The sequence below is a fragment of the Demequina lignilytica genome, assembly GCF_030418305.1.
Classification (GTDB): domain Bacteria; phylum Actinomycetota; class Actinomycetes; order Actinomycetales; family Demequinaceae; genus Demequina; species Demequina lignilytica.
In genome coordinates this window covers 227,486-240,624 of the sequence record NZ_JAUHPX010000001.1, presented here as the reverse complement: position 1 = coordinate 240,624, position 13,139 = coordinate 227,486, and the positions used below count along the sequence as shown (strand labels likewise).

The window sequence follows — 13,139 nt, the reverse complement described above, 5'->3', positions numbered from 1 at the left end:
GGCTCTGGCATTCCTTTTGCCTGCGCCTTACTTGGCTGTGACCTGGATCTCGACGGGGATGTTCCCGCGGGTCGCGTTCGAGTAGGGGCACATCTGCTCGGCCCTCTCGGCGACCCGCTCGGCCGTCTCCTGGTCGATGCCCGTGGCGGTGACATGGAGGCGGACCCCGAGGCCGAAGCGGTTGAGGGCGACCGGGCCGATGCCGACGCGCGCCGTCACGGTCGACTCCGCGAGGCGCACCTTCATCAGCTTGGCCGCGCCCTGGAAGGCGGAGTTGTAGCACGCGGCGAAGCCGGACGCGAAGAGCTGCTCGGGGTTGGTCTTCTTGGGCTTCGTGATCGGGTTGGGGATCACGAGGTCGAGGTCGAGCAGGCCGTCGCTGGTGGCGACCCTGCCGTTGCGCCCGTCTCCGGTGGCGGTCGCCTCCGCGGTGTAGAAGGCCTTGGGGTGCTTGGGCGTGGCGTCGTGGCCGGCGCTCGCGCCCGGGGCGATGTCGACGTCGGCCTCGGCGGTCCGGGTCTGCTCGGTCATGGGTGCTCCCTCGAGTTCGGCTGCGGTTTGTAGAGTTACTAGTACGTCTACTTTGGCGAGAACGCAAGCCGGGGCAGGATTGTTCCCGAGGACCGAGGAGGATCGATGGAGCTGACGGAGTCGCGACCGCGACGGGGAGCAGGGGTGAGCGACGCGATCGTCGACGTCGCCGCCGCGCTGTTCGCCGAGCACGGCATCCGTGCCGTGAGCGCGGATCGCGTGCTGGAGGTCGCCGGCTACTCGAAGGTGACCTTCTACCGGCACTTCCCGTCCAAGGATGCGCTGGTCGTCGCCTACCTCGAGGGCGAGCTCGCTCGGGTCCGCACGCTCCTGGACGACGCCGCGGCCGCGGGGGGGCCGGGCTCCACCACGGAGGTCGCGGCGGCCCTCACCGAGGAGATGTGCCGACCGCACTTCCGCGGCTGCCCGTTCATCAACGCGGCGGCGGAGTACCCGGACCCCGCGCACCCCGTCCGCCGGGTGGTGTCGGACTTCCGCAGCCTCATGACGGGGGCGATCGCCGGCTGGGTCCGCGCCCGCGGCGCGGCGGATCCGGAGCGTCTCGCGGAGCAGATCATGATGCTGCGCGACGGAGCGCTCGTCGCCGGGTACCTGTCGAGCGACCCGGGCCTGGTCGCCCGCGAGCTCGCAGGCTCGCTCGACGCCCTGCTCGCCGCGGCCGGTGTCCGCGACGCGGGCTGAGCCCGCTCAGCCCGGCGAGGACTGGTCGTCGGGGCCCATGCGCAGCAGCTCGAGGAGCGTACGCGGGTGATAGGCGGAGATGCGGTCGGCCACCAGCGTCAGGTGCGCGCCCGACGCGCGGTCGTCGACCGTCACCAGGCGGTCCGTGAGCCGCCCCTTCACCGTCACCTCGAGGTCCTGCCGAGCGAACGTCCCCATGAGGTACGCCTCGCGGGGATGCGCCGACCAGAACCCGTGCGGGATGCCCAGCACGTGGACCTCCGTCGGGCTCACCGCGAGGCACACGTGAGGCGGCAGCTCGGTGCGATCGTGCGCCAGGTCCTCGCCGAGCGCGCGCGCCGCGGGGGTGTGCGGACTCGTCACATGGCGCGCGCGGCGGTCCTCCCATCCGCTCATCACCGCGTCGTCCGCGACCTCCTGGGGCATGAACTCGGCCACGTCCTCGATGGTCGCGTCGCCGGTGGTGTCGATCGCCGCCTGCAGCAGCGTCTGCTCGCGGGACATGAGAACCTCCTCGAGTCGCTCACCTCCACCGTAACGCCGTCCGCCCTGGCCGCGTCGGCGGTGCGGGCGTAGCCTGAGTGACGTCTGAGGAGGTTCCGATGGATGTCGCCACCCCGCGTGGTCCCGAGGCCCTGGGCCTCGATCCCGAGACGGCGATGAGCATCGCCGAGCTGTCCGAGGCGCGCGCCCTGTGGTCCACCGTCGCGCTGTCGCCGCGGGGCGTGCGACGCGCGATGGGCATCCAGGCCGCCACGTTCGGATCCGGCATCGCGCTGGCGATGCAGCACGACCCCACGGGCGGCTACTGGAGCCGGGCCCTCGCGCACGGGCTCACCGAGCCCGTGGACGATGCGCTGGTCGGGCGGCTCGTCGACTTCTTCCGGGGCGCGGAGGTGCCCGCGGCGGCGATCCAGATCCCGGACGTGCTCCTGCCGGGGGATTGGGACCAGATCGCGGCGCGTCACCACCTGAGGGCGGGCCGGACCCTGGTCAAGCTGATCCGCCACCGCTCGACCCCGGTGGCGGAGGCGCCGACCGAGCTGCGCGTCTCCGGGATCGACGCCCGCGATGCGCCGGCGTGGGCGGAGGTCCTGATCCGGGGCTTCGGCATGCCCACCCAGGAGGACCTGGTGGCGATGCTCGCCTCGATCGTGGGCCGCGACTTCTACGCCTACGGGGCCTTCGACGGAGACCGGCTGGTCGCCGCCGCGAACGTGTTCATCGGGGGCGACGTGGCCCATATGGCGGGATCGGCGACGCTTCCCGACGCTCGACGCCGGGGCGCCCAGGGCGCGCTGCTCAAGGCGAGGATCGAGGCGGCGACCGACATGGGCTGCACGTGGCTCACCGCCGAGGCGCCGGCCGAGGGCGACGGCGAGGGCGGGGAGTCGCTGCGCACCATGCGTCGCGCCGGCTTCGTCGAGCTCTACCGGCGCCGCAACTGGGTCTGGCGCGCCTCCCACTGACGCGCCCGCATCGTCCGCTGGGACCTCCGTCCCACGTCTCGCGCCCCCTCGCTTGAAACGATTCATGCAAGGGGGCGACCGCCCTCGTACCGTGCGGGCCTGCGGGCCCCGGAAGGAGAGGTGCACTGTGGCACATCGGATGATCTGGAACCAGACCGCGTACTTCGGCGCCGGCGCCATCGAGGTGGTCCCGGGCGAGCTGGCCGCGCGAGGCTTCACCAAGGCGTTCCTGGTCTCGGACAAGGTGCTCATCGAGACCGGCGTGACGGGCAAGGTCACCGCGCTGCTCGACGCGGCCGGCTTCCCGTACGAGGTGTACGACAACGTGCTCCCGAACCCGCCCATCGAGAACGTGCAGGCCGGTGTCGCCGCGTTCCAGGCCTCGGGCGCCGACGTGCTGATCGCGGTGGGCGGCGGCTCGCCGCAGGACACGTGCAAGGCGATCGGCATCATCGTGGCCAACCCGGAGTTCGCGGACGTGCGCTCGCTCGAGGGCGTCGCGCCCACGACGCACCCGTCGATCCCGATCATCGCGATCCCGACCACGGCCGGCACCGCGTCCGAGACCACGATCAACTACGTCATCACCGATGTGGAGAACAACCGCAAGTTCGTGTGCGTCGACCCGCACGACATCCCGATCCTCGCGGTGGTCGACGCCGAGATGATGGCCACCGCGCCGCGGTCGCTCAAGGTCGCGACCGGGCTCGACGCCCTCACGCACGCGATCGAGGGCTACACCACCAAGGGCGCCTGGGAGCTGTCCGACCTGTTCCACCTCAAGGCCATCCAGGTGATCGCATCGTCGCTGCGTGCGGCCGCCGACGGCGACGCGGAGGCGATGGAGCGGATGGCGCTCGCCCAGTACGTCGCGGGCATGGGCTACTCGAACGTGGGCCTCGGCATCGTGCACGCGATGGCGCACCCGCTCGGCGCGTTCTACTCGGCTCCGCACGGCGTCGCCAACGGCATCCTGCTCGCGCCCGTCATGCGCTTCAACGCGCCCGAGACGGGGGAGAAGTACCGCGACATCGCCGCCGCCTTCGGTGTCGAGAACGCGTACGCGATGCCGCTGGACGACGCGCGCGAGGCCGCCGTCGACGCCGTGGCGCAGCTCACCCGCGACCTGGGCAACCCGCTCACGATCGACGAGATCGGCGCGAGCGCGGACGACGTCCCCGCGCTCGCGCAGGCCGCCTTCGACGACGTGTGCGCGGGCGGCAACCCCCGCGAGACCACCGTCGCGCAGTTCGAGACCCTGTACCGCTCGCTGCTGGGGGTGACGGTCGGCTGATCCGCGGCCGCGCCGAGCGCCCGGGGCACGTGCCCCGGGCGCTCGTGCGGCGTGGCGCCCAGGCCGCTCGCCCTCCGGTTCCTACCGTGGGGTCATCACCCGACCCGAGGAGGAGACGATGGCACGACCCGTGGGAGCCGAGCCGACCGGTGAGGTGCGCGCGTACCCCGCGGGCCAGGTGTTCTTCTCCACGACCGACCGACGGGGCGTCATCACCAGCGTCAACTCGACCTTCGTGAGGCTGTCGCGCTTCGGGGAGGGCGAGCTCCTGGGCGCGCCGCACAACATCATCAGACACCCCTCGATGCCGGGCGCCGCGTTCCACATCATGTGGGAGCGGATCCTCGCGGGGCGCCCGATGGTCGCCTACGTGCGGAACCTCGCGCGCGACGGCGCCGAGTACCTCACCTTCTCGACGGTGACGCCGCTCCGCGACGGTTTCATCTCGGTGCGATCCGCGGTGATGCGCCCCGATCTGTTCGAGCCGGTCGACGCGGCGTACCGGGAGACGCGAGAGCTCGAGGCGCGCTGGCGCGCCGAGGGCGCGTCGCGGGCGGACGCGGCCGCGCGTGGTGCGGCGGACCTCGCCGCGCGGCTGCGTGCGCTCGGGTTCGACTCCTACGACGACGTCCTGCGCGCCGCGCTCCCCGCCGAGGTGGACGCGCGACGTGCGGTCGCGCCGCCCGCGGCGCCCACGACCGAGCCGGGCACCCCGTGGTCCTCCGTGGTGAGCGGGCTGGTGGGCGTCGACCACGAGCTCGAGGCGCTGCGCGGCCGGTACGACGTGACGGTCGGGCTCGCCTCCGAGCTGACGGCGGCGCGCGACGACCTGCAACGGACGCTCGCGCTGCTCCAGGGCTCGACGGACGCGGCTGCGGAGGCGGCGGCGAGCGTCGCCGACGCCGCGCCGGTCCTGGTCTCGACCGCACGGGCCGTCGCGACGCTGGCCCGCGGCGTCGGCGAGGACCTGACCCCTCTGGGTGCGGCGCTCGACGACCAGCGCGCGCTGCTCCTTGACCTGCGCGCCTCGCTCGCGCTGTCCGTCCTCCACACCGACATGGCGCTGATCTTCGCCGGCGAGGCGCTCTCCGGCGAGGCGTACGGCGATCCGGTGACCTCGATCGCCGATCTTGCCCGGACGGTCGCCGACTCCGTGGTGGCGAGCGATCAGCTGCGCACCGGCTCCGCCGAGGGCCTGCGGCGCATCGCCGACGCGATCGACGCCGCGCACGGCCGCCTGCTCGAGTTCCAGCGCATGATGGCGAACTGGCGCAACCTGGTGGTCCGCTCCGGCGTCTCGGGGCGTCTCGCCGGCGTGCTCGGCCCGGTGGACGATGCGCTGCGCGGCGTGCTCGGGCAGATGCAGGGCCTCACCGCCTTGGCCGCCGCGTGCCGGGAGCAGGCGGTGCCGGCGCCCACCGACCGCCTGCTCGCGCACGCGGCGGCGGTCGGGGAGGGCGTGCGGGCGCTCTGACCCCCGCTCGTCCGGATCACGTGGCCACGGCGGCCAGCCGGCCCGACCGGACCGCCGCCGCCAGCGCCGCGTGGTCCCGTTCCGCCTGGTCGGCGTAGTCACGTGCCCACCGGGCGACCGCATCGTCGAACCGGTCGCTCCGGCCGAGGTAGCCGAGGATCCGTGCGCCGTCCGGGCTCTGCGCGTGCGCGCGGGCGAGGACCGCGGCGCAGAGCCGCGTGTACTCGACCAGGAGCGACGGCGTGAGCCTGTCCAGATCGACGGCGCCCTTCATGTCGCGGAACTGGCGGACGTAGAAGTCGCGGCCCTCGAACTCGAGCCATCCGAGGAACCGGTCGGACACGGCCTGCATGACGCGCTGACCGGTCACCACCCGCCACCCCTCGACCCCTCGCGAGGGCCGGGCCACGGCGCGGCGACGGGTGTCCCCGAACGCCATGCCGCCGTACGTGACGAGCACGGAGGGGACGGCCTCCTTCGGCTGGAGCATGAGGGGCTCTCCCGACGGGCCGATCAGCAGCGCGATGTGCGCGCGCAGGCCGACCGAGCCGACGCCCACCACCCGGAAGGCAGCATCGACGAGCGTGTACTGCTCGAGCAGGACCGCGACGTCGGACGCGGCCGACTCGCGGTAGGTCCGCAGGATGCCGGTCATCTGCTCGGGGCTGGCCACCCCGAGGTGGCGGAGGACCGGCGGCTGATCGACGATGCGCGTGTCGAGGCCGCTCCCGACGGTCGCGACGGAGGTCAGCACCTGCTCGGACGAGCGTCGACGGGCCTTGCGCTGCGCCCTCCGGAGCTCCTTCCGGTCGGGTCCCGCGTCGATGCGGTCGAGGAGTGCGTCCGCCTCGACCCGGAAGTAGAAGCGCTCGAGCGCGGTGTGCGCGTAGAGGCGGTTCAGGGTGTCGCGATAGGCGTGGGCGGCCGCGGTCGCGGCCTCTCGACAGGTCCGCTCGTCGATCCCGACCTCGCGCCCGGCGAGCACGGCGCTCGTCGCCAGCCGCTTGAGGTCCCACTCCCACGGCCCCACGTTGGCCTCGTCGAAGTCGTTGAGGTCGAACACCAGCTCGCGCTCGGGGGAGGCGTAGAAGCCGAAGTTGCCCAGGTGGGCGTCGCCGCACGCGACCACCACGATGCCCGTGCGCGGGGCGTCCCGCAGGTCATGGGCCATGTGGGCGGCGCTGCCGCGGTAGAAGGCGAACGGCGACTCGAGCATCCGGGCGACCCGCACGGGCACCAGCTCCGGGACGCGCCCCCGGTGCTGGGCCTCGAGGATCGCGACGGGGTCGCGGTCGGGCATCTCCAGCAGCGCGTGCTGGCGGCGGGCGACCGATCGACGCAGCGCACGGCCGGCGCTGAGCTGGGCGTCCAGGGTCATGGCGAGATCCGGCCGGGTGGTCATAGCCCCATCATGCGGCGTGCTCCGACCGTGGCGCGCGCGGACCGCGTCTGCCGTGCTCGACGCGTCAGGCCGCCTGAGGAGGGAAGGCGAAGCCGGGGCGGACGCCGCCGGGGATGCCGTGGCCGGCAGGGTCGGAGGCGACGCGGCGGACCCGTGCGCGCCCGCCGGAGACGGTGATCTCCGAGACCGAGGCGTTGGGGAGCGGCGTCGTGAGCGGGCCCTGGCCTGCGGCCATGGACACGCGCGCGAGGTGGGTGAGCAGCGTCACGCCGTGGCTGACGACGAGCACGTCGCCGTCGGGGTTGTCCGCGGTGATCCTCGCGAACGCCTGCCGGGTGCGCTCCATGAAGGCAGCGCCGGACTCGCCGCCGGGGAAGCCCGGGAACGTGCCGTCGAACACCGCGCCGAAGACCGCGTCCGGACTGTGCTCGGACCAGAACTCCTCCTCCGGCGCCTTCTCGTGGTCGCCGAAGGAGAACTCCTTCAGCCCGTCGAGCAGGGTGAGGTCGAGGCCGTCGTGATGCGCGAGGATCTCCTGGGCCGTCGCGACGGTGCGCCCGAGAGGGCTCGCGTACGCGGCGACGAACGGCACCTCGGCGAGCGCCTCGGCCGTGGCACGGACCCCGTCGAGACCCTCGGGCGTGAGCGGCGAGTCGCACCAGCCCTGAAGGAGGTGCTCGGTGTTGTACACGGTGCGTCCGTGGCGGACCAGGTGAAGGGTGAGGGTCATGCGCGTCTCCTAGGTGGCGCGCCGCACCGGCGGCGCGCGTCGATGCGGTGTGCTCGCGATGCCGGCAGCGGGGGATCGGGGCCGGCGTCGCTGAGAGGTGAACGTCGGGCGGACGTCAGGGCTTCCAGCACGAAGGCCCCCGGATCTCTCCGGGGGCCCCTCTCGCGTGGTGGGCGATACTGGGATCGAACCAGTGACCTCTTCCGTGTCAGGGAAGCGCGCTACCGCTGCGCCAATCGCCCTCGTATACAAGAAATCGCCCCGGAGGGCGATCCTTCGAGCGGACGACGGGACTCGAACCCGCGACCCTCACCTTGGCAAGGTGATGCTCTACCAACTGAGCCACGTCCGCGTGGACCGAACCGGTGTTCGGGCCGGGCAAGACTCTACCGGATCCCGGGCGTCCGTGGTGACCGCGACGCGCCGCGGCCCGACCAGAACCGGCGGTCCCGCGGGGCGCGCCGGGCGCTGGTTCCCGGACCTCGGTGTCCCGGCGGGGAGCCGGTCGGGATCGCTCGGTGGCCAAGGGTGCGACCGGGGGAATGCAGAAGGCCCCCGGATCTCTCCGGGGGCCTGTCTCGCGTGGTGGGCGATACTGGGATCGAACCAGTGACCTCTTCCGTGTCAGGGAAGCGCGCTACCGCTGCGCCAATCGCCCATGCGAGGTGGGTACGGGATTCGAACCCGTGTATACGGCTTTGCAGGCCGCTGCCTCGCCTCTCGGCCAACCCACCGTGTACCAACACGAGGTTGGTCTCGAACCTTCGAGCGGACGACGGGACTCGAACCCGCGACCCTCACCTTGGCAAGGTGATGCTCTACCAACTGAGCCACGTCCGCGCTGTCGGGGCATGACCCCCGACGAGAGATAGAGGTTAGCCCAGATCCGGGGGAAGTCCAAATCGGCGACCGGCCGCGGCTACGGTGGTGCCGTGAGGTGGGAGGACGACCCGGATCGGGCGGGCAGCGCGGCGTTCCGCGGCGTCCGCGCCTGGGAGCCGGTCGAGCACGCCGACCCTGCGCGGGACGGCGCACGCATCGCCGCCGGCGGCTTCTGGGTCGTGGTCGCGACGTTCGAGGGCCGGCTCGACGCGTGGCGGATGGCGCGCGTCGAGAGGCAGGACGACCCGGTGCCCGAGCCCGCACCCGGACGGGTCTGGGAAGGGCCGCCCGCGGAGAGCTGGGAGACCACCCTCGACGCGGGGGCGTACGCGGCGGGGGTGGAGGCGATCCGCTCCGACATCCGCGACGGCGAGGTCTACCAGGTCAACCTGTGCCGCATGCTGGGCGCCCCGCTGCCGGCACCTCAGCCGGGCCCGGACGCGGTCGCGCTCGCGCATCGTCTGGCCACGGGGAACCCGGCTCGCTTCGCCTCCCGGATCGTCATTCCCGCCACCGACGCCTGGCCGGGCGCGTGGGTGGTCTCCGCATCCCCGGAGCTGTACCTGGCCGTGGACGGCCGGAGGGTCGCCTCGAGCCCGATCAAGGGCACGGCCGCTCCAGGCGAGCCGATGCTGCCCAAGGACGAGGCCGAGAACATCATGATCACGGACCTGATCCGCAACGACCTGTCGCATGTGGCTGCGCCGGGCTCGGTCGGGGTCCCCGAGCTGCTGGGCCTGCACGACCTGCCCGGGCTGGTCCACCTGCAGTCCACCGTCGAGGCCGAGCTCGCCGACGCTTTCGACTGGACGCCGGCGCTGTGGCCGGCGCTGCTCGCCGGCACGTTCCCGCCCGGCTCGGTCTCCGGCGCTCCCAAGTCCTCCGCGCTGCGGATCATCGCGCGCGAGGAGCCGACCGCGCGCGGCCCGTACTGCGGCGGCATCGGCTGGATCGACGCGGATCGGCGCCGCGCGGAGCTCGCGGTGGGCATCCGGACCTTCGTGTGGGCGCCTGACCAGGGGGGACGCCTCACCTTCGGCACCGGCGCGGGGATCACGTGGGGATCCGACCCGGTGGCGGAGTGGGAGGAGACCGAGCTCAAGGCGCGTCGGTTGATCGCCCTGGCATCGACCGCCACAATGACGCCATGACACTCGTGGTGTGGGCTGGGGGACGCCTGCGGGAACCGGACGAGGCGCTGATCGCCGCCGGTGACCATGGGCTGACGGTGGGAGACGGGGTCTTCGAGACCCTCGAGGTGGTGGACGGGCGCGCGTTCGCGCTGTCGCGCCACCTGAGGCGGCTGACGTACTCGGCGACGCGCATCGGCCTGGAGCCTGTCGATGTCGAGCTGGTGCGCGAGGGCGTGGGCGCCGTGCTCGCGGAGGCGGACGGCCTCTCGCGGGTCCGGATCACCGTGACGTCGGGAAGCGGCCCGATGAGCTCGGCCCGCGGTGCCGGCCCGCAGAGCATCGTGATCACGGCGACCGACGCGCCGGCGCTGACCGAGTGCCGGGCGGTCCGCGTGCCATGGCGCCGCAACGAGCGCTCGCCGCTCGCGGGGGTGAAGAGCACCTCCTACGCCGAGAACGTGGTGATGATGGAGTTCGCGCGCTCGCGGGGCGCGGACGAGGCCCTCATGGCGAACACCCACGGCCACCTCTGCGAGGGCACGGCCAGCAACGTGCTGGTCGAGCGCGACCACGAGATCCTCACCCCGCCGCTGGCGGCGGGCTGCCTCGCCGGCATCACGCGCGGACTCGCGCTCGAATGGGGCGCGGATGCTGGGATCCCGATCCGCGTGGCCGCGGTGGGCGAGCTCGGCATGGACGTGCTGGACCGCGCGTTGGAGGGCGAGGCGCACCTTGCGGTGACCTCGTCGACGCGGCGCGTGCAGCCGCTCGCGAGCCTGGACGGCACCGACCTGCGGCCCGGCGCGATGCTCACGCGGCTCGCCGCGGTGTTCGCGGTGCGTGCGGAGCACGACGCGGATCCTGCACCGCGACGGTCCAAATAGCCGCTATAGTTGTCTCCGCACCGCGGGGCGATTGGCGCAGGGGTAGCGCGCTTCCTTCACACGGAAGAGGTCACTGGTTCGATCCCAGTATCGCCCACCACGCAGAGGCCGTCCGGGTTCCGGGCGGCCTCTTCCCGTTCCCGGCGGCGCCGTGATGCGGCGCCCCGGGGTCGGGCGGCGGTAGGCTTCAGGTGTCCCGCGGACGACGCGGGGCCACGGCAGCCGCCCGCGGAGGTTCGCGCGGGCGCCGCGGGCCGCTCCGCTGCACGGGAGCGCGCCGCGCGCGAGCCGTGGGGAGCACGATGCCGGACGGGGTCCGGCGCTCGTGGCGAGGAAGGCACCGTTCGCGGCACGTCTCCGCATCCCCGTGAGGGGACGATGCGGGCGTCGCATCGCCGCGGCGGCACAGGAGGAGTGAGGACGCAGGGATGGCAGGATCAGGCCGAGGCGGCGCGGGGCGCACCCGGACCGGTGGCGGGGCGCAGCGGCGCCGCACGTCGCGGCCCGCGGACAAGGGCCTCATCGGCGTGCTCGCGGGCATCGCCCGCGAGGTCGACGGCGCCGTCCGCACGCCTCCGACCCGGCCCGCGGTCCGCACCAAGTTCCAGGTGGTCGCGCTGCTGGTGCGCGAGGAGCGGGCCCGAGTGAAGTCTGATCCCGAGCTCGCCGCCGCGAAGCGCGAGCAGGAGCTCAAGCGGCTCGACGGCGTGGCCACGCTGCTCGCGAGGATCGCGGCGCGGGACACCGCCCTGCTCGCCCTGCTCGCGGACGACGCCCGGGTGTCCGACTCGGCCCGCCAGTACAAGGCCACCGTGCTGAAGGCCGCCGGGCGCGAGGTGCCTGACGAGCCGGAGCCGGAGGTCCAGAAGCAGACGGACCCCGCCGCCGAGCGCCGCGTGGTGCCGCAGTCGGCCATCCAGCGGCAGATGGTCAACCCCTTCCTGGCGCCGGACTTCGAGGCGGCCGCCGAGCGCCGCGCCCCCCGGGCCCGACGGCTCGCCGGGTGGGAGCTCCTCGAGCCCCTGCTGCGCTCCTTCGAGCAGGACGTCGCGGGCGTGCCCGCGTGCATGCCGCTGCCCGGCGCGGACACCCCCGCCGCCCGGCGCGTGCCGGTGCCCGCGGGGCGCGAGCTCATGCCGCATCAGGCGCAGGTGGTCGGCGCCGCGGCGCAGGGACACCGGACGTTCCTGCTCGCCGACGAGCCAGGCCTGGGCAAGACCGCCCAGGCCCTGCTCGCCGCTGAAGGGGCCGGAGCGTTCCCGCTGCTCGTGGTGGTGCCGAACGTGGTCAAGGCGAACTGGGCGCACGAGGTCGCCCTGTGGACCCCGAGGCGTCGCGCGACGGTGGTGCACGGCGACGGCGAGGAGGTCGACGCGTTCGCCGACGTCGTGATCGTCAACTACGACATCCTCGACCGCCACGTCGGCTGGCTCGGCAACCTCGGATTCCGCGGCATGGTGGTCGACGAGGCGCACTTCATCAAGAACAAGACGTCCCAGCGCTCCCAGCACGTGCTCGCGCTGTCGGAGCGGATCCGGGAGCGCACCGCCCGCCCGCTGCTGATGGCGCTCACCGGCACGCCGCTCATCAACGACATCGAGGACTTCCTGGCGATCTGGGAGATGCTCGGCTGGATCGACGACGAGAAGCCGCTCGGTCCGCTGATGACGGCGCTGGAGGAGACCGGGCTCACCCCGGTGGACCGGGGCTTCTTCGCCGCCGCGCGCGGCGCGGTGATCGACATGGGCATCGTGCGCCGGCGCAAGGCGGACGTGGCGGCGGACATCCCGGCTCGTCGTGTCGCGGACCTCCCGGTCGAGCTCGACGGACCCCTCGGCCGGTCGATCCGCGCGGCCGAGGAGACGCTGGCCCGTCGCATGGTCGCCCACTACCGGGCGGCCTCGGCCGCGCGGGGCGAGGCGGCCCCAGGCGAGGGCATCGACCTCGAGCTCGCCCGGCGGGTCGCCGCGGCGGAGCTCAAGGACGCGACCGAGAAGACCGGTGGCGACAACGTCTTCACCATGGTGCGGAGGATCGGTCAGGCGAAGGCCGGGCTGGCCGCCGACTACGCTGCGCAGCTCGCGCGCAACGTGGGCAAGGTGGTCTTCTTCGCCAAGCACGTCGACGTGATGGACGAGGCCGAGCGGATCTTCGGCGAGCGGGGCATCCGCTACGCGTCGATCCGGGGCGACCAGACGGCGAAGGTCCGCGAGCGCAACGTGACGGCCTTCACCGACGACCCGGAGGTGCAGATCGTCGTGTGCTCGCTGCTCGCGGCGGGCGTCGGGCTCAACCTGCAGGTGGCGTCCAACCTGGTGCTCGCCGAGCTCTCCTGGACGGACGCGGAGCAGACGCAGGCGATCGACCGGATCCACCGCATCGGCCAGTCGGAGCCCGTCACGGCGTGGCGCATCATCGCGGCGCAGACCATCGACTCGAAGATCGCAGAGCTGATCGATGCCAAGTCGGGCCTCGCGGCCCGCGCGCTCGACGGTGCCGAGGTGGCGGACGAGGGGTCCTCGACCGACGTGCAGCTCGAGGCGCTGGTCGCGCTCCTGGTCGATGCGCTGGAGACCGAGGACGCCGGCTGAGGCGACCCGCCCCGCGCGTCGGGATGCGGCGCGACGGGCCGGTACGC

At 73.1% G+C, this 13,139-nt stretch carries 11 protein-coding genes and 6 tRNA genes; 8 read left to right on the top strand and 9 right to left on the bottom strand.

The window, feature by feature from the left end:
* Positions 1-27: 27 nt before the first annotated feature.
* On the bottom strand, positions 28-531 hold the full coding sequence (locus tag QQX10_RS01140; RefSeq protein ID WP_301144345.1) for an organic hydroperoxide resistance protein: 504 nt from the start codon (positions 529-531) through the stop codon (positions 28-30).
* A gap of 144 nt (positions 532-675) precedes the next feature.
* On the opposite strand from QQX10_RS01140, the gene QQX10_RS01135 reads away from it, so the two are divergent.
* Complete coding sequence (locus QQX10_RS01135; protein ID WP_301144344.1) at positions 676-1,233, top strand: TetR/AcrR family transcriptional regulator; 558 nt, start codon at positions 676-678, stop codon at positions 1,231-1,233.
* A gap of 6 nt (positions 1,234-1,239) precedes the next feature.
* Here QQX10_RS01135 and QQX10_RS01130 read toward each other — a convergent pair whose 3' ends face one another.
* Positions 1,240-1,737 (bottom strand): hypothetical protein, encoded by a 498-nt coding sequence (locus QQX10_RS01130; protein WP_301144343.1) that lies wholly within the window; start codon positions 1,735-1,737, stop codon positions 1,240-1,242.
* 98 nt (positions 1,738-1,835) lie between these two features.
* Here QQX10_RS01130 and QQX10_RS01125 point away from each other — a divergent pair, with 98 nt between their 5' ends.
* The 3 genes from QQX10_RS01125 to QQX10_RS01115 all read left to right on the top strand — a co-directional run bounded on the left by QQX10_RS01125 (position 1,836) and on the right by QQX10_RS01115 (position 5,470).
* Positions 1,836-2,702, top strand: a complete 867-nt coding sequence (locus tag QQX10_RS01125) for a GNAT family N-acetyltransferase (RefSeq protein WP_301144342.1) — start codon at positions 1,836-1,838, stop codon at positions 2,700-2,702.
* A gap of 127 nt (positions 2,703-2,829) precedes the next feature.
* Complete coding sequence (gene fucO, locus QQX10_RS01120) at positions 2,830-3,996, top strand: lactaldehyde reductase (RefSeq protein ID WP_301144341.1); 1,167 nt, start codon at positions 2,830-2,832, stop codon at positions 3,994-3,996.
* 118 nt (positions 3,997-4,114) lie between these two features.
* Positions 4,115-5,470 (top strand): PAS domain-containing protein, encoded by a 1,356-nt coding sequence (locus QQX10_RS01115; RefSeq protein ID WP_301144340.1) that lies wholly within the window; start codon positions 4,115-4,117, stop codon positions 5,468-5,470.
* Between the two features lie 16 nt (positions 5,471-5,486).
* Here QQX10_RS01115 and QQX10_RS01110 read toward each other — a convergent pair whose 3' ends face one another.
* The 7 genes from QQX10_RS01110 to QQX10_RS01080 form a co-directional block, all read right to left on the bottom strand.
* On the bottom strand, positions 5,487-6,872 hold the full coding sequence (locus tag QQX10_RS01110) for a DUF2252 domain-containing protein (protein ID WP_301144339.1): 1,386 nt from the start codon (positions 6,870-6,872) through the stop codon (positions 5,487-5,489).
* Positions 6,873-6,936: 64 nt separating this feature from the next.
* The gene (locus tag QQX10_RS01105; RefSeq protein ID WP_301144338.1) at positions 6,937-7,602 is read right to left on the bottom strand and encodes a histidine phosphatase family protein; all 666 of its coding nucleotides are present in this window, start codon (positions 7,600-7,602) and stop codon (positions 6,937-6,939) included.
* A 167-nt stretch (positions 7,603-7,769) separates the two neighbouring features.
* Positions 7,770-7,844 (bottom strand) — tRNA-Val (locus tag QQX10_RS01100).
* 37 nt (positions 7,845-7,881) lie between these two features.
* Positions 7,882-7,954: transfer RNA gene (locus tag QQX10_RS01095), tRNA-Gly, on the bottom strand.
* A 231-nt stretch (positions 7,955-8,185) separates the two neighbouring features.
* Positions 8,186-8,260, bottom strand: a tRNA-Val gene (locus QQX10_RS01090).
* Positions 8,261-8,265: 5 nt separating this feature from the next.
* Positions 8,266-8,336: transfer RNA gene (locus tag QQX10_RS01085), tRNA-Cys, on the bottom strand.
* A 33-nt stretch (positions 8,337-8,369) separates the two neighbouring features.
* A tRNA-Gly gene (locus tag QQX10_RS01080) sits at positions 8,370-8,442 on the bottom strand.
* Between the two features lie 92 nt (positions 8,443-8,534).
* On the opposite strand from QQX10_RS01080, the gene QQX10_RS01075 reads away from it, so the two are divergent.
* From QQX10_RS01075 to QQX10_RS01060, 4 genes are all read left to right on the top strand, one after another.
* Positions 8,535-9,635: a chorismate-binding protein gene (locus tag QQX10_RS01075; protein WP_301144337.1), complete on the top strand. Its 1,101-nt coding sequence runs from the start codon at positions 8,535-8,537 to the stop codon at positions 9,633-9,635.
* Positions 9,632-10,501 carry an aminotransferase class IV gene (locus tag QQX10_RS01070; protein ID WP_301144336.1) on the top strand — a complete coding sequence of 290 codons (870 nt, stop codon included), beginning with the start codon at positions 9,632-9,634 and terminating at the stop codon, positions 10,499-10,501. Before QQX10_RS01075 ends, QQX10_RS01070 begins: the two co-directional genes overlap by 4 nt.
* A 25-nt stretch (positions 10,502-10,526) precedes the next feature.
* A tRNA-Val gene (locus QQX10_RS01065) sits at positions 10,527-10,601 on the top strand.
* Positions 10,602-10,929: 328 nt separating this feature from the next.
* Positions 10,930-13,092 (top strand): DEAD/DEAH box helicase, encoded by a 2,163-nt coding sequence (locus QQX10_RS01060; protein ID WP_301144335.1) that lies wholly within the window; start codon positions 10,930-10,932, stop codon positions 13,090-13,092.
* The last annotated feature ends 47 nt before the right edge of the window (positions 13,093-13,139 follow it).

What these genes read in the sequence shown, in the direction of transcription:
- QQX10_RS01140 (WP_301144345.1), bottom strand. Translation starts at nt 531, where the DNA reads ATGACCGAGCAGACCCGGACCGCCGAGGCCGACGTCGACATCGCCCCG.
- QQX10_RS01130 (WP_301144343.1), bottom strand. Translation starts at nt 1,737, where the DNA reads ATGTCCCGCGAGCAGACGCTGCTGCAGGCGGCGATCGACACCACCGGC.
- QQX10_RS01125 (WP_301144342.1), top strand. Translation starts at nt 1,836, where the DNA reads ATGGATGTCGCCACCCCGCGTGGTCCCGAGGCCCTGGGCCTCGATCCC.
- QQX10_RS01115 (WP_301144340.1), top strand. Translation starts at nt 4,115, where the DNA reads ATGGCACGACCCGTGGGAGCCGAGCCGACCGGTGAGGTGCGCGCGTAC.
- QQX10_RS01110 (WP_301144339.1), bottom strand. Translation starts at nt 6,872, where the DNA reads ATGACCACCCGGCCGGATCTCGCCATGACCCTGGACGCCCAGCTCAGC.
- QQX10_RS01105 (WP_301144338.1), bottom strand. Translation starts at nt 7,602, where the DNA reads ATGACCCTCACCCTTCACCTGGTCCGCCACGGACGCACCGTGTACAAC.
- QQX10_RS01070 (WP_301144336.1), top strand. Translation starts at nt 9,632, where the DNA reads ATGACACTCGTGGTGTGGGCTGGGGGACGCCTGCGGGAACCGGACGAG.
- QQX10_RS01060 (WP_301144335.1), top strand. Translation starts at nt 10,930, where the DNA reads ATGGCAGGATCAGGCCGAGGCGGCGCGGGGCGCACCCGGACCGGTGGC.